The organism is Halomonas sp. IOP_31 (assembly GCF_021151495.1).
GTDB classification, from domain to species: Bacteria; Pseudomonadota; Gammaproteobacteria; order Pseudomonadales; family Halomonadaceae; genus Modicisalibacter; species Modicisalibacter zincidurans.
On record NZ_JAIRBP010000001.1, the window covers coordinates 83,679 to 104,179 of the forward strand.

Annotated in this window: 30 protein-coding genes and 1 pseudogene; 30 read left to right on the forward strand and 1 reads right to left on the reverse strand. The window is 63.4% G+C overall.

Translation table 11 applies throughout. From position 1 onward, the window contains the following. Nucleotides 1–97: 97 nt before the first annotated feature. The 12 genes from K7I12_RS00485 to K7I12_RS00540 all read left to right on the forward strand — a co-directional run bounded on the left by K7I12_RS00485 (nucleotide 98) and on the right by K7I12_RS00540 (nucleotide 4,777). On the forward strand, nucleotides 98–406 hold the full coding sequence (locus K7I12_RS00485; RefSeq protein ID WP_231662596.1) for a hypothetical protein: 309 nt from the start codon (nucleotides 98–100) through the stop codon (nucleotides 404–406). Next, nucleotides 403–609 (forward strand): hypothetical protein, encoded by a 207-nt coding sequence (locus K7I12_RS00490; RefSeq protein WP_231662597.1) that lies wholly within the window; start codon nucleotides 403–405, stop codon nucleotides 607–609. The genes K7I12_RS00485 and K7I12_RS00490 overlap by 4 nt, the downstream gene beginning before the upstream one ends. Beyond that, nucleotides 609–1,112 carry a hypothetical protein gene (locus tag K7I12_RS00495; RefSeq protein ID WP_231662598.1) on the forward strand — a complete coding sequence of 168 codons (504 nt, stop codon included), beginning with the start codon at nucleotides 609–611 and terminating at the stop codon, nucleotides 1,110–1,112. The genes K7I12_RS00490 and K7I12_RS00495 overlap by 1 nt, the downstream gene beginning before the upstream one ends. Continuing rightward, on the forward strand, nucleotides 1,109–1,270 hold the full coding sequence (locus tag K7I12_RS00500) for a hypothetical protein (protein WP_231662599.1): 162 nt from the start codon (nucleotides 1,109–1,111) through the stop codon (nucleotides 1,268–1,270). The genes K7I12_RS00495 and K7I12_RS00500 overlap by 4 nt, the downstream gene beginning before the upstream one ends. Then, nucleotides 1,270–1,605: a nuclease domain-containing protein gene (locus K7I12_RS00505; protein ID WP_231662600.1), complete on the forward strand. Its 336-nt coding sequence runs from the start codon at nucleotides 1,270–1,272 to the stop codon at nucleotides 1,603–1,605. The genes K7I12_RS00500 and K7I12_RS00505 overlap by 1 nt, the downstream gene beginning before the upstream one ends. A gap of 196 nt (nucleotides 1,606–1,801) precedes the next feature. Then, nucleotides 1,802–2,182 carry a hypothetical protein gene (locus tag K7I12_RS00510; RefSeq protein ID WP_231662602.1) on the forward strand — a complete coding sequence of 127 codons (381 nt, stop codon included), beginning with the start codon at nucleotides 1,802–1,804 and terminating at the stop codon, nucleotides 2,180–2,182. Further along, nucleotides 2,179–2,349, forward strand: coding sequence for a hypothetical protein (locus K7I12_RS00515; RefSeq protein WP_231662604.1), 171 nt, complete (start codon nucleotides 2,179–2,181; stop codon nucleotides 2,347–2,349). The genes K7I12_RS00510 and K7I12_RS00515 overlap by 4 nt, the downstream gene beginning before the upstream one ends. Next, nucleotides 2,349–2,594, forward strand: coding sequence for a hypothetical protein (locus tag K7I12_RS00520; protein WP_231662607.1), 246 nt, complete (start codon nucleotides 2,349–2,351; stop codon nucleotides 2,592–2,594). Before K7I12_RS00515 ends, K7I12_RS00520 begins: the two co-directional genes overlap by 1 nt. 19 nt (nucleotides 2,595–2,613) lie before the next feature. Beyond that, nucleotides 2,614–3,234: a hypothetical protein gene (locus tag K7I12_RS00525; RefSeq protein ID WP_231662608.1), complete on the forward strand. Its 621-nt coding sequence runs from the start codon at nucleotides 2,614–2,616 to the stop codon at nucleotides 3,232–3,234. 128 nt (nucleotides 3,235–3,362) lie between these two features. Next, on the forward strand, nucleotides 3,363–3,749 hold the full coding sequence (locus tag K7I12_RS00530) for a hypothetical protein (RefSeq protein WP_231662609.1): 387 nt from the start codon (nucleotides 3,363–3,365) through the stop codon (nucleotides 3,747–3,749). A 48-nt stretch (nucleotides 3,750–3,797) separates the two neighbouring features. Beyond that, entirely contained in the window at nucleotides 3,798–4,151 is a 354-nt protein-coding gene (locus K7I12_RS00535) for a hypothetical protein (RefSeq protein ID WP_231662610.1), read from the forward strand. Between the two features lie 44 nt (nucleotides 4,152–4,195). Next, on the forward strand, nucleotides 4,196–4,777 hold the full coding sequence (locus K7I12_RS00540) for a hypothetical protein (RefSeq protein WP_231662611.1): 582 nt from the start codon (nucleotides 4,196–4,198) through the stop codon (nucleotides 4,775–4,777). Nucleotides 4,778–4,975: 198 nt separating this feature from the next. Here K7I12_RS00540 and K7I12_RS00545 read toward each other — a convergent pair whose 3' ends face one another. Next, nucleotides 4,976–5,509, reverse strand: a complete 534-nt coding sequence (locus tag K7I12_RS00545; RefSeq protein WP_231662612.1) for an NUMOD4 domain-containing protein — start codon at nucleotides 5,507–5,509, stop codon at nucleotides 4,976–4,978. A gap of 43 nt (nucleotides 5,510–5,552) precedes the next feature. Between K7I12_RS00545 and K7I12_RS00550 the strand changes: the two genes are divergently transcribed. The 18 genes and pseudogenes from K7I12_RS00550 (at nucleotide 5,553) to avd (ending at nucleotide 20,461) form a co-directional block, all read left to right on the forward strand. Continuing rightward, entirely contained in the window at nucleotides 5,553–6,128 is a 576-nt protein-coding gene (locus K7I12_RS00550) for a glycoside hydrolase family 108 protein (RefSeq protein WP_231662613.1), read from the forward strand. Nucleotides 6,129–6,130: 2 nt separating this feature from the next. After that, nucleotides 6,131–6,457, forward strand: coding sequence for a hypothetical protein (locus K7I12_RS00555; RefSeq protein ID WP_231662617.1), 327 nt, complete (start codon nucleotides 6,131–6,133; stop codon nucleotides 6,455–6,457). 61 nt (nucleotides 6,458–6,518) lie between these two features. Further along, entirely contained in the window at nucleotides 6,519–7,010 is a 492-nt protein-coding gene (locus K7I12_RS00560; protein WP_231662619.1) for a 3TM-type holin, read from the forward strand. A gap of 119 nt (nucleotides 7,011–7,129) precedes the next feature. Then, on the forward strand, nucleotides 7,130–7,705 hold the full coding sequence (locus K7I12_RS00565; RefSeq protein ID WP_231662622.1) for a terminase small subunit: 576 nt from the start codon (nucleotides 7,130–7,132) through the stop codon (nucleotides 7,703–7,705). Continuing rightward, nucleotides 7,641–8,381, forward strand: a complete 741-nt coding sequence (locus K7I12_RS00570; protein WP_231662625.1) for a terminase large subunit domain-containing protein — start codon at nucleotides 7,641–7,643, stop codon at nucleotides 8,379–8,381. The genes K7I12_RS00565 and K7I12_RS00570 overlap by 65 nt, the downstream gene beginning before the upstream one ends. Beyond that, nucleotides 8,378–8,569: a hypothetical protein gene (locus tag K7I12_RS00575; protein ID WP_231662626.1), complete on the forward strand. Its 192-nt coding sequence runs from the start codon at nucleotides 8,378–8,380 to the stop codon at nucleotides 8,567–8,569. Before K7I12_RS00570 ends, K7I12_RS00575 begins: the two co-directional genes overlap by 4 nt. Then, nucleotides 8,566–9,288, forward strand: a complete 723-nt coding sequence (locus K7I12_RS00580) for a phage terminase large subunit family protein (protein ID WP_231662627.1) — start codon at nucleotides 8,566–8,568, stop codon at nucleotides 9,286–9,288. The genes K7I12_RS00575 and K7I12_RS00580 overlap by 4 nt, the downstream gene beginning before the upstream one ends. A gap of 1 nt (nucleotide 9,289) precedes the next feature. After that, nucleotides 9,290–11,443 (forward strand): portal protein, encoded by a 2,154-nt coding sequence (locus K7I12_RS00585; protein ID WP_231662628.1) that lies wholly within the window; start codon nucleotides 9,290–9,292, stop codon nucleotides 11,441–11,443. Continuing rightward, nucleotides 11,436–11,633 carry a hypothetical protein gene (locus tag K7I12_RS00590; RefSeq protein ID WP_231662629.1) on the forward strand — a complete coding sequence of 66 codons (198 nt, stop codon included), beginning with the start codon at nucleotides 11,436–11,438 and terminating at the stop codon, nucleotides 11,631–11,633. The genes K7I12_RS00585 and K7I12_RS00590 overlap by 8 nt, the downstream gene beginning before the upstream one ends. 28 nt (nucleotides 11,634–11,661) lie before the next feature. After that, nucleotides 11,662–12,660 (forward strand): DUF4407 domain-containing protein, encoded by a 999-nt coding sequence (locus tag K7I12_RS00595; RefSeq protein ID WP_231662630.1) that lies wholly within the window; start codon nucleotides 11,662–11,664, stop codon nucleotides 12,658–12,660. Nucleotides 12,661–12,679: 19 nt separating this feature from the next. Beyond that, a complete protein-coding gene (locus K7I12_RS00600; protein WP_231662631.1) occupies nucleotides 12,680–12,829 on the forward strand; it encodes a hypothetical protein in 150 nt (49 codons plus the stop codon). A gap of 157 nt (nucleotides 12,830–12,986) precedes the next feature. Next, nucleotides 12,987–13,988, forward strand: coding sequence for an LAGLIDADG family homing endonuclease (locus K7I12_RS00605; RefSeq protein ID WP_231662634.1), 1,002 nt, complete (start codon nucleotides 12,987–12,989; stop codon nucleotides 13,986–13,988). 113 nt (nucleotides 13,989–14,101) lie between these two features. Continuing rightward, nucleotides 14,102–14,938, forward strand: a pseudogene (locus K7I12_RS00610) (N4-gp56 family major capsid protein); the annotation flags it as partial. Between the two features lie 81 nt (nucleotides 14,939–15,019). Next, the gene (locus K7I12_RS00615; RefSeq protein ID WP_231662638.1) at nucleotides 15,020–15,442 is read left to right on the forward strand and encodes a hypothetical protein; all 423 of its coding nucleotides are present in this window, start codon (nucleotides 15,020–15,022) and stop codon (nucleotides 15,440–15,442) included. 1 nt (nucleotide 15,443) lies between these two features. Further along, nucleotides 15,444–16,076, forward strand: a complete 633-nt coding sequence (locus tag K7I12_RS00620; protein WP_231662639.1) for a phage adaptor protein — start codon at nucleotides 15,444–15,446, stop codon at nucleotides 16,074–16,076. Continuing rightward, nucleotides 16,073–17,554 carry a hypothetical protein gene (locus K7I12_RS00625; RefSeq protein ID WP_231662641.1) on the forward strand — a complete coding sequence of 494 codons (1,482 nt, stop codon included), beginning with the start codon at nucleotides 16,073–16,075 and terminating at the stop codon, nucleotides 17,552–17,554. Before K7I12_RS00620 ends, K7I12_RS00625 begins: the two co-directional genes overlap by 4 nt. Further along, a complete protein-coding gene (locus K7I12_RS00630; RefSeq protein ID WP_231662643.1) occupies nucleotides 17,547–20,069 on the forward strand; it encodes a hypothetical protein in 2,523 nt (840 codons plus the stop codon). Before K7I12_RS00625 ends, K7I12_RS00630 begins: the two co-directional genes overlap by 8 nt. Continuing rightward, entirely contained in the window at nucleotides 20,066–20,461 is a 396-nt protein-coding gene (avd, locus tag K7I12_RS00635; RefSeq protein WP_231662645.1) for a diversity-generating retroelement protein Avd, read from the forward strand. Before K7I12_RS00630 ends, avd begins: the two co-directional genes overlap by 4 nt. The last annotated feature ends 40 nt before the right edge of the window (nucleotides 20,462–20,501 follow it).

Below are 20,501 nucleotides of genomic sequence, written 5' to 3' on the forward strand. Positions count from 1 at the left end.
TCTCTGGCGAGCGCCAGGTCCGCATGAGCTGCAAGTCGTGCGACCTGAGCTCGAGCAGAGCCAATCGTAAGGCGCTGGCCGTCGGGAGGGCCTTCTCATGAGCAACGTAACCAAACTGCCGCAGCGCCCCGGCAAGCGCCTCGATAACGCCAACTGCCAGAAAGGGCGCGTGTTCATGGTCCTGCGCGACGCCACCTACTGGATGCAGCTGCACGAGATCGGCGAGGCCATCCGCGATCGGTTTGAAGTGATGGACAGCCACGCCGCGATCAGCGCCCGCATCCGTCAATTGCGCGGGCTGGGCGTGGTGATCATCAGCCGGGAGCATAACCCTCAGCGAGGCACTACCAGGCCCCACGAATACCGGATGCTGTCGAGTGACGGCGATCAAGGTGGTGCGGCATGACCCCCGATTACATCGAAGGCCGCCTGGCCTGGGACAAAGGCCAGGCAGCCGCTGCATGCCCGCACGGCTGGGAAGCGGCCGATTACCAGACCCCTACCGAGGAGCGCGAAGTCTCGCCGATATGCCGGCGCCACTGGTGGCTGGCGGGCTGGCATGACCGCGACATGGAAAAGGGCATGCGAGTGACCTGGGAGGCTGCGTGATGCGAGAGCCGAAACGCTACGTGGCCACAGCCGGCACGATCGAGGAATCGCTGGCCGCGCTCGCCAAATTCCCCGGCATGCTCAGCCAGGCGTTCCGCCGCTGGAAGCGAGTGCGGATGATCATCGAGGAAGAGCCGGAGCGCCGGAGCCTCGACCAGAACGCCCTGCAATGGAAGTGGTGCAGCGATGCAGCCAAGCAAGGCGACATGGACGCCGAGGACTACCAGGCCTTCTGCAAACTGCACTTCGGCATCCCCATCCTGCGCCGAGACAGCGAGGAATATCGAGAGGCGTACGACCGGATCCTTCGTCCGCTGCCCTACGAGCAGAAGCTCGAGTTGATGAAGGCGCCGTTCGAGTGGCCGGTGTCCCGGGGTATGTCGAAGAAGCAGCTCACCGAATACCTGAACCGGGTCTATGTGCACTTCACCGGACTGGGCTTTCGCCTGACCGATCCGGGCCTCAAGGGCATCGGGCCAGAGCAATACCGGGAGGCGTCATGAAGTGGATGTTCCTGTTGGTCGGCATTGGCATAGGGCTCACCTGGGGCTGGATCGCTGCCCACCATACCGTGGCATCCGAGTGCGAGCGCTTGGGCGGGTTCTTCGTTGGAAAGAAGACATTCCAGTGCCAGCAGGTCCAGTCAAAGGTGGGTGACTAATGCTCAAGCAACCCCGCATCGAATCACAGGCAATCCGCCAGGCTGCCCGCGCCGAACGCTGCACGCTCGAGATCCTCGGCGTCTGCACGCACAACGAGGCAACCACCGTGCTGGCCCACCTGCCGGACGAGAGCCACGGCATCAGCCGCAAGAGCGATGACCTGTCCGCCGTGTTCGGGTGCAGCTCCTGCCATGCGGTGATCGATGGCTCGTCCGCTGACTGGCCCGCCGGGGAGTACGAGCACCGGGAGTGGTATATGCGCCGCGCCCAGACACGCACCTGGCGCCGGCTTCTCGAGCTGGGCGTGATCACTATCAAGGGGGTGAGGCTGTGACGCTACTCGACCATATGCGCAGTCCGGTCTGCATGGCCCGCTGGGCGTGGAGATCCTGGCATGTAGGCGCCAATGTCAGCGGGCACACCTACCGCTGCGAGAACTTCGACCCCGAGAAGATGAATCGGCTCCCTCGTGTGCTGATGCTTCGCTGCGAGACATGCGGTCACACCCAGTTTGCCCGGGAGGCAAGCCAATGATCCGCATCTTCGTCCCCTACATCGGCCCAAGCACCAACGTCGCCCTTCGCCAGCACTGGAGGAAGCACAAGAGCCAGGTCGAGCTATGCGACTGGCTCACCAAGCAGGCGGTGACCGAATCCGGCATGGCCCCGATCTTCTACCAGGCGGATCTGTTCTTCACGCCCCGCCTGGGACCGAAAGAGCGCATCCGCGACACCGGTAACTACTCGATCAGCTGCAAGACGATCGAGGACGGGCTGGTCCGTGCCGGCCTGCTACCCGATGACCGCGGTGAGTACGTACGGGAGTGGAAGGTGAGGCCACCCATCATCGACCGGAAGCAGGAAAGCGGGACGTGGGTGGAGATTATCCGAGTAGAGGAGGTGGCGGCGTGAGCAAGATGATAGCTCGGTTGTTCTTCGTCATGTCCCCGGCGCTGGCTTTCGCCATGGTCGTGGGTGCGCTTTTCCAGAGCTTCGGTGCCGGCGTCGTGGTCGCCGCTGGCATGGCTGGTCTCGGCATGGAGGTGACACGGCCCAGACCTGAACGTGGGGAGGGGTAATGCAGCCACCACCCCGCACCTGGCCCGACGGCCGCCCGGTCGGAGGCGAGAACGGCTATCCGCCGGCGTATCTCGAGTGGGGCCTGTTCTGCCAGGCACGGATGGTCGCCCGGCAGATGCTGGAATTGCCCAAGGGGCAGCGAGAGAGCGTGTTCAAGCAGTGGGAAGGGCGAGTACCTGGGGTGACGAGGGAGCGCGTCAGAGAGGCGCTGAGACAACACAAGGCAACAACGGGCAACGAGTAGGCAACACGAGGGCAACAGCATGCGATACGGATCAGCGCGTCAGATGGTATTCGAGGCGTACCGCACTGGCGGCAATAGCGTCCTCGCCGGGGCGATCCAGAAGGCCCGCTGGGGCGTGGACGTCCAGCTGAGCAACCGGAACAACAACGACTGGTGCATTGTGCATGGCCTGGAGGCGGGCGCAGTGATTGCCATCGTCGAGTCGCTGCCGGCGCACCTGCGCGCCCTGGCGCTCTACCTGTTCGGGCCCTACACCCGAGACGAGCTGGCCGAGGACCGCGAGACGGTGCAGATAGCGCTGTATCAGGAACTGCTGCTATCCGATGGCGTGCGACTGCCAGGGCAGGGCAAGGGGCTCCCCACAGCCGAGCAGCTCGAGACCCTGCGCTATCTGTGCGCGGCGGCTATCTATCACCACGGCGAGATCACCTGGCCGTATCGGCGGCAGGGTCTGGCGACGCCACGGGCTGTGCAATCATGGATGGCCGACGAGTGCGATGTCGAGGTCGATGTCCGGTTCTGGACCCGCACTGACCGCGCTACATGGGGCACGGTCTGGGAGCGGATGCTCAGAGCGCTGGATAGCTGGGAGGGAGAGTGCCTGGGGCCGGTGGCGGCGTTGGTGCCGGTGGCGGCTTAGACGAAAGGATAAGGAAATTATTTCTTGCTAGGTGGCCCCGGGGGTGCTACCTTTAATTGTGTGAGGCGAGCGAAGCCCACACAACCGATGAACTGGCCCATCCAGGGCGCAGAACTAGGAGACCTACCATGAACAACGCTATCCGCAACATCGCCGACGACACCACTCGCGCATTCGCCGAGGCCTGCTACGACCAGAACAGCATCAGCGACCTGATGGGCGAGCCCAACGAATACAGCGACGGCATCGACTGCAAACAGTGGGGCATCACTCTCGACCAACACCGCGAAGCGCTGGCCGCCGCCCTCAACGACCTCCTGCACGACTGGGTGCTGGAGTATGCCGAGGGCTGCGAATCCAACGGTGTCGATCCTCGCGGCGCCATCGCCGAGAAATTCAACGTCATGAGCGACTATGTCAATGTCGACGACGAGGGCGACGTTTACGCCGGCCGGTGGCTGACAAATGAGCAGCTCGCCGATTTCGTCGAGTGGTACGAGCGCACCTACAACTGATCGAGTTCTCGCCCGGTCTAGTGCCGGGGCTTTTCATTGGATACTGTCATGAGCGACACAAACCGCAACAAGAAGCGCCCAAGCATTTACCTGAGCCCGCCCCTGGAGCGGGTCGCCGATAATCTGCGCGATGGTCAGAGCCTGAGCGCACGCCTGGCCGAGATCGCCGAGCGCTACCAGCTGGCATGCAGCCAGGCGCCTGCACTCGCTGACGACGAGCGTCAGTTGCTGGGCAATACGCTGTCGGGTTCGTATATCGAGCCGCTGCTGATCAAGCACCTGGACGCTGAACTCGAGGACAGCGATGCCGGTGATCCCTCAGCGCTGCGCGACCTCGCCGCTCGGGTGCGCAGCATGAGTTATGCCCAGCGGGTGGCGCTGATCGAGTCGTTGGGATTCTGATGCCTGGCGGTAGGCGAGAGAGCTGGACAATTCGCGAGATAAAGATGCTTGAGCGTCATTACCGGAGCATGAATGCCGCCGAAATACAGCGGCGGTTCTTGCCCCATCGCACCTTGAATGCCATTCGCAACACCGCAGTATCGATCAAAGCGGGGAAATGGCCGCATCGGAGGTGGAGCGACAGTGAGGTTGATACACTCCGGATGTTCTACTCACGAGAAGGCCCAGGCGTCGCCTGCCGCCTTGAGGCGAGGACGCCCGCTGCGGTGCGAGCGAAAGCCATGGAGGAAGGGCTGTCCACACGCTGGACAGAACAGGACATCGAGATATTGCGGCGGAAATACCCCGTCGGAGGAATCCGCGCTGCGGCATCGGAGCTTCCCGATAAGAGCCGTGTCGCAATCCGAAGCCAGGCGAGGAGTCTCGGGCTTCGCTATAAGCGCCGGCTGGGAGATGGCACCAGTTGTCTCGCATGGACCGAGGAAGAGATTGAGCGCCTCAAGGAGCATCAAAATATTAAATTCGGAGATCTGTGCCGGCTGTTCCCGGGTCGCTCGAAAGTGGCCATCAAGACGATGCGCCAGAGGCTTCGGCGCGGACGGTCCGACCAAGCCCGCGAAATCTGACGACTTGCCACCTGCATCAGATTCGCCTACTATCTACCCATGATCCGATTCTGCGCCCTGGCCATTGTGCCGGGGCGCTTTCGTTTGGGCTGGGAGAACCTGGCCGAATCGCCGGGTAGCTCCCGGTGCTTACACAAGGCCCTGCCAGTCCGGCGGGGCCTTTCTGTTTCTCTCACGCCGTGAGGCGCCGGAGACCTATCATGACTTCCGCCTCGTCTTGCCCTGCAAGATGTAGCGGGCATGAGTTTCTGACATCTCGAACAGATCCGCTATCTCTTGGCTGTTCAAGCCAAAGCGCTGAGCGACGTTCTTCGCCGCCTTGATTGTGTGGTCGCTGAACCTCGAGAGGTTGCAGTTCATGCCGTGCTGAGAGTTGAGCCCGTTTGACCTAGCGTGGTCATTGTTGCGCTCGTAGGTAGCCCATTCCAGATTGCAGGCCCGGTTATCCAGCTTGTCGCCATTGATGTGGTTGACGGTCTCTTTGAACTGGGTTTCAGGAAGGAAGGCATCTGCCACCAAGCGGTGGAGGACTCGCTTATCCGTTGAGTCGAGCGAGATAACCACATAGCCATGGCTCTTGTGGTAAGAGCCTCGCAGGTACTGGCCTTTGCGTCTTCCGCGCCGGCCGTCTTTGTAAGTGACGTCGCGGTCAAGGCTCCTGACGCGACCCATGTCAGACACTTCATAACGACCTTCATAGCCCGGTATGGGCTTCCAAGTTTCATCACTCATTCCGCCTTCCTTTGGGTGGTGTGGGTGGTAAGGGTGATTATATATGAGCGCCTCGCTAAAGTCCCGCCTGGTCAGCGAAGTCATCGACAGGGAAGGGGGTTATGTTGACCATCCGGCTGATCGCGGCGGCCCCACTCGCTACGGCATCACCGAGTCCGTGGCTCGCGAGTACGGCTACACCGGCGATATGCGGGAAATGCCCATCGCGCTGGCTCGCGAGATCTACGCCGACCGCTACTGGCATTCGCTGCGCCTCGACGAGATCGTCGAGCAGGACGAGAGCCTGGCTGCCTACCTATTCGACTACGGCGTCAACTCTGGCCCAAGGCGCGCCGCCGAGACGATTCAGCGGCTGCTCAACGTGCTCAACCGTGTCGAACGGGACTACGACGACATTGCTGCCGATGGCGCGGTCGGCCCCATCACGCTCGAGGCTCTGGATGCATTCGCTCGGTCGCGCGGACGATCAGGCCTAGGCGTGCTCGCCAATGCAGTCAACGCGTTGCGCATCGAATTCATGGTGTCGATTGCCGAGTCCCGCGAGAGCCAAGAGGCGTTCACGTTCGGCTGGCTGCGTCGCGTCATTGATCTATCGCCAACAGGCAAGGGGCTGACGTGACTATGACGCAGATACCGTCCGACGATTCCCGGCTCGAGCGCATCGAGCAAAAAGCGGACCAAATTCTCGATCGCCTCACGCGGATGGAGGAGCGGCAGAACAGTCACGGCGCGAAAATCGACTCACATGATGCCCAGCTGAGCGACCATGCAAACCGCATACGTGAGGTCGAACTCAGGAGCGCGGTCATCGATGCAACGTCAACTCAGCGGGGCCAGCGATTGCTCGGTCGGTGGGCTGCCATCGGCGCGATCATGCTGGTTCTGATGGGGGTGGTTGGCACATTCGTCGGCAACGCGATCATCAAACTGATCGGCGGCTCGTCGTGACCGATAGCCCTAAAGACCAATAACCAGCCCCGATGCGTCTACGGGGCTATCGAGGTGCATCGTGGAATGGAGTGACGTCAAAAATGCGGTCGCATCCGTGGCACCGGCGCTGGGCACGGCGCTTGCTGGCCCTGCTGGTACTGCTGTGGGTGGTCTGCTCGCTACTGCGCTCGGCGTGGAGCAAACGCCGGAGGCAGTCTCTGCCGCGGTCCGCAACGATCCGCAGGCAGCGGTGACGCTGCGCGAGATCGAGGCCAATCTCGAACGCGCGCGCCTGGAATCCCGCTCGAACATCATCACCGCCGAGGCACAGGGCGAGAGTTGGTTACAGCGCAACTGGCGCCCCCTGCTCATGATGTGGTTTGCCGCTCTCGTCGGCGGCTACTGGTTCGGCCTGACGCCGGACAATCTCAGCCAGGATACAGTATTGGCCCTGTTCGACATCGTGCAACTCGGCGTCGGTGGGTACATCGCCGGCCGCAGTGCGGAGAAGATCACCCGCACGATCACCGGTACCGGCCTGATGGACAACATTAAGGCAAAGGTGAAGTAACGAATCCCCGCAAGGGGTCAGGGCACTGTCGTGAGATAGAGCCCGCCTTTTCACGCGGCACGCCGTGAGGCGCCCGCACCCTACATGGAGACGCCGCTCGTGAGAGCCGCGTAACGACGATGGCGAAACTCAACGATAAGCAGCAGAGGTTCGTCGAGGAATACATCAAGGACCTGAGCGCGACCAATGCGGCGCTGCGCGCCGGTTACGCCGAGACCAACGCTCGCTTTCAGGGGGCGAAGCTGCTGGCAAAGGAGCCAATCCAGCTAGCCATCGCAGAGCATATTCAGTCACGCACCGAGCGAACCCAGATCGACGCCGACTATGTGCTCAACCGCCTGGTCGAGATCGACCAGATGGATGTGCTCGATATTCTCAAGGACGACGGGTCCCTGAAACAGGTGCATGAATGGCCACCGGTATGGCGCCGGTACATATCGGGCATGGATCTCGCCGAAATGCATGAAGGCCGTGGCGACGACAGGGAGCTTGTCGGCGTCCTGAAAAAGATCAAGTGGCCGGACAAGGTGAAGAACCTCGAGCTGATCGGCAAGCATGTAGATGTTCAGGCTTTCAAGGACCGGGTAGAGCAGTCCGGAGAGCTGACCATGAAGCACGAGGATCTGACCGATGACGAGCTTGAAGCAAGAATCGCTCGAATCACTGGATCGTCAGGCAAAGATCGAACTTCTTGAGTTGCTCGAGGAAAAGGCCCGGCGCCGCAAGTACAACCTGATCGATGAGCTGTTTCCCGAAGACGGCCCGCTAAGCCGCCACAACTACCCGCGCCACATGGAGTTCTTCCGTGCCGGCGCCGTCCACCGAGAAAGATTGTTCCTCGCGGCGAATCGTGTCGGGAAAACTATTGCCGGCGGTGCCGAGTACGTCTACCACCTGACCGGGCGCTATCCCGACTGGTGGGAAGGGCGGCGCTGGGATCGACCCGTCGAAGCACTGGCCGCCGGCGACACCAGCCAGACCACGCTCGACATCATCCAGCACAAGCTGCTCGGCGGCCCCAAGGATACCGACGACTGGGGTTCCGGTCTCATCCCCAAGCACCTGATCGGCCCTGTCGTCCCCGCCCGGGGCGTGACAGGGCTATTCGCAGAGATCGCAGTGAAGCACGTCAGTGGCGGCTGGTCGCGCCTCAAGCTGCGCAGTTATGACCAGGGACGGCGAATCTTCCAGGGCACCGAGCTCGACATCGCATGGATGGACGAGGAAGTGCCCTACGACGTCTACGAGGAATCGCTGATCCGCACCATGACCACGCAGGGGCTGATCATGCTGACGTTTACGCCACTGTCAGGCCTGACGCCGCTGGTGGTGTCGTTTCTCGAATCCAAGAACGAGCAGGAGCCTTTATGACCGACACGCTTTCCGCCACCTATGCAGGCCGCACCACCAGCATCGCCAAGCGCCTGGCTGACACCGTGCGCGAGCGGGGCATCCGCCGCGGCCTGCTGTCCGTCGGCATTGCCCGGCGCGTCGATCCGAAGGCAAAGGTCGGCGACCGCATGACGATTGCCGGCGCCGAGTTCGTCGTCTCGCCGTGAGCCGCTACACCGTCCAGGCAGGCTGGAACAGCGTCCCGCACCTCTCCGAACAAGACAAGGCCGACCTGATGTCATCGCTCTCACCGCACCAAGTCAAGGCGCGCTCCGAAGGCGTGCCCAGCCTGGGCGCTGGGGCGATCTACCCGGTGCCGGAGGAAGACATCGTCGTCGATCCGTTCCAGATTCCCGATTGGTGGGCGCGGGTTTATGGGCTCGACGTCGGCTGGAAGAAGACGGCCGCGATCTGGGGCGCGCTGGACCGCGATACCGATACGCTCTACCTGAACAGCGAGCACTACAGCGGCATGGCCGAGGTCGCGGTGCACGCCAAGTCGATCAAGATGCGCGGCGCATGGATTCCCGGCGTGATCGATACCGCCGCCCGGGGCCGCAGCCAGACCGACGGCAAGAGCCTGTTCGGCCTGTACGAGGACGAGGGGCTGATCCTCAACAACGCCGACAAGGCAGTCGAGGCCGGGATCATGGCCATGCTCGACCGGCTCAGCACCGGCCGGCTCAAGGTATTCAGCACGCTGCAGAACTGGCTCGCCGAGTATCGGCTCTACCGGCGCGACGAGAAGGGTCGCATCGTCAAGGAGAACGACCACCTGATGGATGCCACGCGCTACCTGAATATGGGCCTCCACCACGCCATCACGCGCCCCGTCGATCGTTCCAGCATGCCCACCATGCCCGGCGACATGACCACAGGATACTGAGATGCAGAACGAAGCGACTGTCGAGATGACAGACGATGTCGAGGCCGATGAAGCCCATAAGCAGCGTCTCGAGGAACTGCTGACCAGCCTGGGCGGCAAGCTGCACGGCCTGGCCGGCGAGCAAGTGGCGGCGCGTCAGCAGTTGGAAACCCGCTGGCTGACCGATCTGCGCCAGTACCACGGCGAATACACCCCCGATGAGCTGGCCCGCATGCGCGAGGCCGGCACGTCGAGCGTCTACGTCAACATCACCCGCAACAAGACCCGCGCCGCCATCGCCCGACTCTCGGACATGCTGCTGCCCAACGACGACCGCAACTGGGGCATCAAGCCGACCCCTGAGCCGCAGCTCTCGGTGATGTCGAACAGCGGTGAGCAGGAACAGCAGGACCAGGCGCGCGAGATCCGCGAAGAGGCCGAGCAGAAGGCTCGCTCCATGCAGTCGGCCATCGACGATGACTTCACCGAGGCGCGCTACAACGGCAAGGCCCGCGACGTGATCGGCGATAGCTGCCTGTTGGGCACCGGGGTGATGAAGGGCCCGGTGGTGGTCAATCGCCAGCGGCGCGCCTGGCGGCAGGACGAGCAGTCCGGCATGCACGTCATGGAGATTCAGGAGGAATACCGCGCCGGGCTCGAGCGCGTCGAGACCTGGGACTTCTTCCCCGACATGAGCGCGGCCACGATGGACGAGGCGGAGTTCGTGTTCGAGCGCAAGCTGCTCAACAAGAAGCAGATGCGTGAACTCGCCAACCTGCCGGGCGTGATCGACACCCAACTGCGCAAGGCGCTGGAGAGCGACCCGGACGGGCATCACATCAGCAACGACCGCCGCGACGAACTGCGCGCCATTACCGGCGTGGACACCGTCACCAACGGCAAGCGCTGGGAGCTGTGGGAATACTGGGGCCCGCTGGATAAGGACGAGCTGATCGCCGCCGGCGTCGAGATCGATGAAGACCCTCTGACCGAGTACAGCGGCTGCGTGCTGTTCGTCGGCGAGCATGTCATCAAAGCCGCCATCAACCCGCTGGACAGCGGCGACCTGCCGTACAGCGTGCACAACTGGGAAGAGGACCCGTCGAGCATCTTCGGCTTCGGCGTGCCGTTCCTGATGCGAAACCCGCAGAAGGTCGCCAGCAGCGCCTGGCGCATGATCATGGACAACGCCGGGCTCTCGGCCGGGCCGCAGATCGTCGTCGATAAGACCGCCGTTACGCCGCAGGACGGCAAGTGGCAGCTCTCGCCGCGCAAGGTCTGGATCAGCACCGGCAAGGTGCCGCTCAACCAGGCCTTCTACGCGCACAACATCACATCCAATCAGGCCGATCTCTACAGCATCTTCCAGAGCGCCCAGCAGCTCGCCGACACCGAAACGAACCTGCCGCTGCTGTTGCAGGGCGAGGGCGCGAGCGGCGGCCCCGGGTCGAAGACGCTGGGCGGCATGCAGATGTTGATGAACAACTCGAACATCGTGCTGCGCAGCGCGGTGAAGAATTACGACGACGGCATTACCGAGCAATTGGTCCGCCGCTTCTACGACTGGCACATGGCCTACAGCGAGCGCAACGAGATCAAGGGCGACTTCAGCATCGTGGCCCGCGGCTCGAGTGTGCTGATCGCCCGGCAGGACCAGCAGGAGAAGCTGCTGGCCCTCGCTCAGATCGCTGCTTCCAATCCCGAGTTTGCCCGTTCCACAGAGTGGCAGGGTTTGTATCGCGAGATCGTACGTTCGATGTCGGTGCCAGCGGACAACGTGCTCAAGGACGAGGAAACCGTCGAGCAGGAGAAGAAGGAACAGGGCGAGCAGATGCCGCCCGAGCTTCAACTCAAGATGGCCGAGCAGCAGCTCAAACAGCAGCAGTTCCAGTTCGAGCAGCAGAAAGCCCAGTGGGATGCGCAGCTCCGCCAGCAGGAGATGCAGTTCGACCAGCAGCTCAAGACCGCCGAATTGCAGCAGAACCGCGAGGTGAAGCTCGCCGAACTGGCTCTCAAGCAGGAACTGACCATGGCGCAGCTGCAGGCCAAACTCGGCATCGACACGGCCAAGATCCAGACCGACCGCGAGAAGGCCGCCGCCGAGCTGACGGACAGCCAGAACCGCCGCGCGGCTAAGGATCGCAATATGGATATGGGCTTTGACGCATATGGCTAGCATCGACACGCACAGCGACACCTGGCGCCAGATTCAGCAATGGGCCGCCGAGGAGCGCGAGGAACTCGTCTACCAACTGATCGCCGGATCCGCCAACGACGACCGGCTGCGCGGGCGCATCGACCAGATCGACAACCTGCTCCGCCTAGGCGCGAAGCCCGACCCCACGATACCCAGCCCCACCTACTGAACCAGCCCGCCATCGAGCGGGCTTTTTTGTGACCAGCCGATCGGGAGATCCGCTAATGGCAACTGAGCAAACACCGGCCCCTGAACAGCAGGCGCCGGCGGATAACGAAGCCGCCCAGCCTGAAGATGATTTCGAGGCGATGTTCGCCGAGTACTCGGGCAGCCAGCCCGCTGACGACACCGCCGAGCAGGAACAGGAAGGCGGCGAGCCGGAAGCCGACGGCGAGAACAGCGAGCAAGCCGAGGGCGGCGAGGAAGAACGCCAGGCTCAGCAGGAAGAAGAACTCACGCCGCGCGAGAAGGAGCTACAGGCTCAACTCGACCGGCTGCAGCAGAGCGAGGCCAGCCAGCGCGGCCGGGTCGGCGCACTGCAACGCCAGATCAACGAATTCAAGCGCAACCAGGGCGGCCAGCAGCGCCCTGCGCAAGGCGGCCAGCAGGCCAGCCAACAGAGCAAGTCGTCCGGGGATGAGCAGCAAGAGGCAGACCAGAAGCAGGCCATGGCGGAAGCCGTGGGTTCTGACGACTGGGAATCGCTCAAGCAGGATTTTCCGGACATCGCCCGCGCGCTCGAGGCCCGTCTCGAAGGGGACCGGCAAGAGAGAGCGCGACTCCAGCAGGAGGTCGCAGACCTGCGATCGACTGTGCAGCCCATACAGCAGCAGGCCCATGAGCAGTACCTCGACAGTCAGATGCGCGCCCTCGAGGCCCGCCACTCGGACTGGCAGGAGGTGGTGAATGCGCCCGCGTTTCAACAGTGGCTGCAGCAACAGCCGCCGAGCATTCAAACCCTGGCCGAATCCGACGACGCCGCCGAAGCCGCCGCGTTGCTGGATCTCTACAAGGGCGCGAATCCGTCGGCTGGCAGTGACTCCGCGCAGAGCAATGCCCAAGCAGACGCCCAGCGCGAGAAGCGCCAACAGCGCCTGGCCGGTGCCGTCACGCCCCAGCGGCGCGGCGCCGCCAAGCGCGATGCCGTTCCCGATGACTGGGAAGGGCAATTCAACCACTTCGCGAAAAAACGCTAAGACCGAGAGGTACTGAGCAATGCCGAATACCACTTACGGCGACATCTCCCAGCGCACCGCCGCCTGGGCCGCCACCGACCAGCTGAACCATGCCGAGCCCATCCTGGTGCTCTCCAAGTTCGGCCAATCCAAGCCGCTGCCGAAGAACAAGGCCGACACGGTAAATTAACTTTGCCGCTTCAGGGAGCAATCCCTGTCGATCACCTGATTGATTACATGGGAAGGCTAAAGCATTCGCGCTAGAGGGTGTAGAATGAAACGAGCCGGAGCGGTGCGCTAACACCATCCCGGCTCTCACCACAACCTGACTGATAGGAGTCACGGCTATGGCTACCCCCGATTCTAGCACTGCGCTGTTTGACGGCATACTCACCGCTGACGAGCTGGCCTACATGGCCGGCATGATCGACGCCGAGGGCTGCATCGCCATCGGGCGAGATCGCTACAAGGTCACGCCTTGGCACAGGCTGCAGGTTTCCGTGGCCAACACGGATCAGCGGCTGATGACATGGCTTACCGAGCGATTCGGTGGCTTCGTGTGCAGCGTCAAGCGGCACAAAGTGGAGCACAAGCACGGGTATCAGTGGTACATCACCCAGGAGGGTGCAGCATCACTGACCAGGGCATTGGCTCCCTATCTCGTCATCAAGCGAGCGCAGGCAGAACTGGCGGTCAGCTTCATCGTTGATCGAAAACAGCTTCCGGCAAGGCCAGAGGAAGGCCACCCGGAGCTGACCCGGAGAGAGTCTTGTTACGAGCACATGAAGTCGCTCAATCGCAAGGGATTCTCAAACCGGGCGAATGTCACGCCAACCAGAGGCAAGCTACTCCCCAGCCATTCCGATCTGGCCTATATGGCCGGCATGGTGGATGGCGACGGTCCCATCATTCTCGGAAAGACCCGCAAGCGCCGCGCTAGCGGCACGATCTTCCCGAAGCATGAGCTGAAACTGGTCGTCACCAACACCTCGCCGACATTGATCGAGTGGCTGTTCAGCCGATTCGGCGGAACTTGCGTCACATCGCACGGCAACGCGAGCTGGAAAGAAAAGCTCGACTGGAAGCTGAACGGTGGACGCGCCGCCGAGGTGCTGAAACTGATTGGGCCGCACCTTCGCATGAAGGGCGAACAAGGCCGGATCGCTCAAGCGTTCATCACCGACATGGTGAAGCTGAAACGAGGCTCCGATGAGGAGCATGTGGCAGCAGAGATTGAGCGACGTGAGGCGCTGTATCAGCGCATGAGAGCCTTGAATCAGTGTGGCAATGCAGCCGCAACGACTAAGCATCAGGCCCCGGCAGCCCTGCTGGGTGAATCGATAGTCTGAACTCACGGGAAACCGTGAGAGGGGCGGTTGAAGCGCCGCCCCCGCCACTCCCTGGAGTGGTCAGTAGGGAGACACACCGGCTCCTGAAAGTAACAGAGTGAAAGTTCCGCCGTCCGATTCCGTTCGACGTGCTGAACACTCCGCTTGCCGAGGGTGTGACGCCGACCGCGCAGCAGATGAACTACGAAGACGTGACCGTCCAGATCAAGCAGTGGGGTGCGGTGGTCGAGATCACCGACGTCGTTGCCGACCTGGCGGAAGACCCGGTCCTGTCCGACGCCAACGAGCTGTGCGGCGAGCAGGCGGCCGAGACCGTCGAGCTGCAGACCTGGGGCGCGATCCGTGCCGGCACCAACGTCTTCTACGCCGATGGTGCCTCGCGCGCCACGGTGGCCTCGCAGGTGACGCTGTCCAAGCAGCGCGCCGTGACCCGCAGCCTCAAGGGCAACCGCGCCAAGAAGATCACCAGCATGGTCAGCGCGTCGCCGAACTATGCCACCGAGCCGGTCGATGCCGCGTTCATCGCGTTCGCACACACCGACCTCGAGGCGGACATTCGCGACATGGTCGGTTTCACGCCCACCGAGAAGTACGGCTCCATGAAGGCGCTGCCCCACGAGATCGGCAAGGTCGAGGACGTGCGTTACATCCTCAGCCCGGTGCTGACCAAGTGGGCCGACGCCGGCGCCGCGGCTTCCGGCACGATCTCCACCACCGGCACCAATGCCGACGTGTACCCGATCGTCTATGTGGGCAAGGAGTTCTACGGGCTCATCCCGCTCAAGGGCGCCAACGCCATCAAGCCGTCGGTGATCAACCCCAGCACCATCTCCAAGGATGACCCGCTGGGCCAGCGTGGCTACGTCGGCTGGAAGACGTACTTCGTGGCCAAGATCCTTAACGAAGGGTGGGGTGCGCGCCTCGAAGTAGCAGCCTCCGACCTGGCCTGATCCGTAGGCCAGCGCAAGCCATGACCGAAGCCCGCCACCCGGCGGGCTTTCTACTTTCCGACATGCCGTGAGGTATCTCCCGTGAGCGACATCAATACCGCTGAAATGAATCGCGAAGAGCTCGAGTCCACCGCTACCGACCTGGGCATCTCGTTCCAAGGCAACACAAAGGACGACACGCTCCGCAAGAAAATCAACGACGCGCTGGGCACGCCCGACGCAAACGACGCTCCGGCGCCGACGTTCGACAACCCGGCCGCGCCAGGCGAAACCAACCGGGCCAAGCGCTACCGGATCATCATCGCCACCAACGACCAGGACAAGCAGCCGGTTCAGGTGGGCGTGAACGGTCGCATGTACGTCATCAAGCGTGGCGAGGAAGTCACCGTACCCGAGAGCGTAGTGGAGAATCTGAGCAATGCCGTCCAGCATATCTACGACCCCAAGACCATGAAGGAGTCGAAGGTGCTGGCCTACCCGTTCCAGGTGATGGGCGAGGCCTGATATGACCTTCCTCGAACTCTGCCAACGGCTGCGCCAGGAGGTGGGCGCGGCCGGTACTGGCCCGGCGACCGTTACCGGCCAGAATGGCGAGATGCAGCGGCTGATCGGCTGGATTCAGCAGGCCTGGCGCGAGATCCAGACCGAGCAGCAGGAATGGCGCTTCGCCTGGGCCGAGGGCGAGGTCGAACTGTCGGCAGGGTTCCGGGATTACGATTTGCCCGACGACTTCGACCACTGGGTCGAGGACACGCTGCGCATCGGTGACAGACCGGTGCGAGCGCTGGATTACCCCGACTTCCGACGACTGCACCGCGAACCCGCTAACGAGCAGGCGATCGGCTCTGTCTGCGTCACGCCCGACAACAAGCTGCGACTGAGCAGCCTGCCGGCAGCAGAGGTCACGCTCAGCTTCGAATATTTCCGCACCCCGCAGGAGTTGACCGACAACGGCGACGTGCCGCGCATGCCGCCGCGCTACCACCTGCTGATCGTCTACCGCGCGATGATGCAGTACGGGCTCTACGAGAACGCGCCCGAGGTAGTGCAGCAGGGCAACAGCAACGCCTCGCGTCTGATGGGCGACATGATGATGAGCGAGTTACCGCCTATGACGTTTGCGGGAGCGTTGGCATGAGCAAGTCGGCTTACATCCGCATCGGCGGCGGCATCGACCTGGTCACGCCCCCCGAGCAGCTGTCGCCCGGGGCCGCGATCTACGCGGTGAACTACGAGTGCCCGGTCACTGGCGGCTACCGGCGTATCGACGGCTATACCCAACTCGGCCCGGTCGTGCCCGGTGAGGGGCCGCTGCTGGGCGTGGTGACGTTCAACGACCGGCCGCTGGCCGTGCGCAAGGACGCCGGCGCCGACACGGCCACGCTCTACCGTCTGAACGCCGCGGGCGATACCTGGGAGGTGGTCGGCACCGCCGGGGCGCTGCACAACGGTCGTCACGAGTTCGTCGAGGGCAACGTCTACGCCACCGAAGGCGGGCGGGCGCTTTACGGTGTTGGCGGCGGCAAGCCATTCGAGCTCAAGGCGAGCGACGACACGTTCACCGAGCTGACCGCCGCCATGGCCGGCGCCAAGTACATCGCGCTGCACGCCAATGCGCTAGCCCTAGGCTACTCGCCGGGCAGCCTGCAGCTATCCACCATCGGCGACCCCGCCGACTGGGATGCCGCCACCGGCAGCGCTACCGAGATCGGCACCGGCCAGACCCTGACCGGCATTCTGCCCGGCACCGGCGGCGTGCTGCACATCATGTGCCGCGACAGCATCAAGACGCTCTACGGCACATCGAGCGCCGACTTCCAGCTCAAGACCACGGTGCCCAACAGTGGCGCCAGGCCGTACAGCGCACAGTCGCTGATGCAGCCGTATTTCATCGCCGAGCGCGGCATCGCCAGCCTGCAGGCCACCCAGCAATACGGCGACTTCCGGCCCATGCAACCGGGCGCCAAGGTCGAGCCGCTGTTCAGCGAGCAGGGTTACGCGACCCGTGTGGTGGCCACGGCGATCAGCAAGAAGAAGGCCCAGTACCGCATCTGGTTCGACGACGGTACCGGCGTCTACATGAGCCCGGCCGGCATCACGACAGTTCGATTCCCCGACCAGGTGGCCGTCGCCCATACCGGCGAACTATCCACCGGCGAGGAACAACTGCTGATCGGCGACGACGCCGGCTTCGTGTACCGATTGGGCAATGGCGCGACCTCGTTCAACGGCGCCGGCATCGAAGCGTTCCTGACCCTGGCCTACAGCGATCTCGACGCGCCCAACGTGCGCAAGCGCTACCGCCGCGTGTTCTGGGATCTGCGCTCCGGCACCAACGCCAATATCTCGATCAAGCCGGACCTCGACTATGGCGGTACCGAATCCGCTTCCGCGCGCCGAGAGTTCCTCGAATTCCTTGTCGGTGGGGGCCTGTGGGACGTCGCCCAGTGGGGCGAGTTCAGCTGGTCGGTGCCATCGCTCGGCCAGGAGCCAATGGACGTCACCGGCACCGGCGTATCGATCAACTTCGCCATCTACTCGACCGGTAGCGACCCCAGCCATGAGCTGCTCGGCTACGACCTGCATTACGACGTGAGGAGACGCCGCCGTGGCTAACCCGTACTACGACAACTCTGACCCAGGCCAGCGCTTCCAGCCGGGGGCAACCGCCAAGGGCGGTGACGTCGATGGCAAATTCGACGAGATCCAGGCCGGCTTCGACGGCGCTTACGCCGACACTCAGCGCTCGATCAAGCTGCCCGATGAGGCCGGTATCAGTCAGGCGCTGAGCGAAACCGCGCTGCAGCGCCGGGGCAAGGTCGTCGGGTTCGATGCCGAGGGCAAGCTGGCCTTGTTGGCAGGTTTCACATGGCGCGGCGATTGGGCGGCAAGCACCGAGTATTTCGTCAACGACGTATTCCGAGACGCCGTAACCAAGAACCTTTATGTGGTGAAAACGCGCCACGCCAGCGGCGCCCTGGCCGATGACATCAGCTCCGGGAAGAGCGCGCTGGCGATCAATGTGGCGGACGTAGAGACCGCCAAGTCCGCCGCCGAATCCGCCCGCGACACAACGCTGGAGGCGCGCGACACGACACTCGCGGCCCGGGACACCGCGCTGGGCGCCCGCAACAAGGCGCAGCAGTGGGCCGAGGAGCCCGAGGGAAGCGCTGTCGAGCCCGGTGCCTACTCGGCGCTGCACCACCGCGCCAAGGCTGAGAACGCCCAGGGGTTGAGCGAACAGGCCCGTGACGACAGCCAGGCCGCGCAGGGCCTCTCCGAACAGGCTCGCAATGCCAGCCAGGGCGCTCGCAACCTCTCCCAGCAATACCGCGACACCGCGTTGAAGCACCGCGACGACGCCCAGGCTGCCCGTGACAAGGCCCGGTCATGGGCGGATGAGTCAGAAGACGTCGAGGTCGAGCTAGGCAAGTATTCGGCTCGACACTGGGCCGAGAAGGCTGCCGGCATCGTGGCCGATGGCGTGATTGACGATGATCGCACCGTCAACAATCTGGCGTGGTCAAGCGAGAAGATCGACAGTGAAATTCGCACGCGCATGACTCGCGCCGTGATCCAAACCCTGACGCCGCCCCCGACCGCGCCTGACCTTGGCGAGTGGCGCATCGACGCCAGCGCCGTGAGCCGCCACAGCGGCGGCAGCGTGGCGTCGTTCGAGGTCACCTGGTGGGACGGCACGTCCGAGTCGGTAGCGGCAACAGGCGGCAGTGCCACCCTGGCAAAGGACGTCAATCTCCTGGTGGGCGACACGGTGACGGCGACCGTCTACACGCTGGACGACATTGGCAATGCCAGCCTGCCGAAAACCGTGACCGCCGAGGTCGTCTCCAATGATGCGCCGTCAGGCCCGATCAGCATCAGCGCCCCCACTCAGACCGGCAAGAACAGCGATTTTCAGGTGTCGATGTCGGGTGCCACGGATGCCGACGGCGATTCGATCACCTACGAGATCACCGATGCTGGCACGTTCGCGTTTGCCAAAACCAGCGGCATCGCCGAGGGCGAGCTGGTGGATGTCACGGCACCGGACGTGACCAGCGACACCGACGTAACGTTCAGCGTCGTGGCGGTGGATGACGTTGGCGCGCAGTCGGCAACCTACAGCGAAACCGTCACGGTGCTCGCCGCACAGGTGATCGGCGTCGAGATGACGGCCACCGGCGGCCCAGGGGGCACTTGGAATCACGTCGACGAGGCGGGCGACGCCATCACCTCGCCGACTGCAAGCTGGTTCAATGGCCATCCGGTATTCGGCGGCATCAGCGATGTGCTGGTGGATGGCCAGGACATGGTCGAGGTGCCCAAGTTCTACTACAAGCGCGGCACGTCCGCGGCGGGCAATCCTGCCTGGTGGATCAGCGACCAGCCCCTGACCGGGTTTACGGTAATGCCGGCGTTTGTGCTCGATGGCGTGGAGGTCGCGGCGTTCCAGTACGGCAAATATCAGGGTTCGGTGGACGCCTCGAACAAGCTGCAATCCATCCCTGGCGTGACGCCGGCAGTCAGCACCACGCTGACCGACTTCTTGGCGTATGCCACCAACCGCAACGTCAACGGCGTCGCCGGGTTTCGGCTGCATCACTACGACATGTGGCTCGCCATCCAGTGGCTGTATCTCATCGAGAACGCGACGATGGACAGCCAGACCGCCACCGGCGAGGGGCACGTCAACGGCTCGGCGGCGCTCAGCGTCGATGACGCCACGGTGGCTCAGGCGACCTATCGCGGGATCGTCGGGCTGTGGGGCAACGTCTACCAGTGGATGGACGGCACGCGCACATTAAATAGTGTGATCCAGCGGCGCAGCTACAACGGCAGCTGGACCAGCACCGACGAGAGCGTGCCCAACGGGGGCAGCACCCAGTACCCGATCACGTTCCGCGCGACCGGCGACGAGCAGTTCGTGGCCAACACCTACTCAACGAGCAACGACGCCTCGGCGACGCTGCCGGACTACCGACGCTGGCGTGAGAGTGGGGAGTATTACCCCATCGTCGGCGGTTACTGGGCCTATGGCGCCTATGCCGGCCTCTGGTATCTGTATTGCGGCAATTCGGCCTCCGGCAGCTTCAGCGACGTCGGGGCGCGTCTCGCGAGGATCGTGTCATGAGTCATGTCGATCCGGGTCATGATCAGGGGCGCGGTAGCGCCCCGAGACAGCACCTGCGCCCGTTCGAAGCGATGATCACCAAGCTCGAGGAGCTCGACGATTACAGCCACGTCGCGTTGCGCCAATACCCCAAGGCCGAGCGGCACCTGCTGGCGGCCGACACGCGGCAATGCCTCGACAAGATCCTGCGGCTGACGCTGGCCGCCTGGAAGCGCTACCACAAGAAAACCACGCTCGGTGAGCTCGATGTAGAGATCGAGGTGCTGCGCCACCTGGTGCGCAAGGCTGAGCGGCTGCGCTTCATCACCCCGCGGCGCTACAAAGTGTGGGCCGAGCATATCAACGAGCTGGGCCGCATGCTCGGCGGCTGGCTGCGCGCCCAGCGCGCATAGCCAGGAAAGAGTAGGAAAGGGAAGCGGCTCATTTCGACGT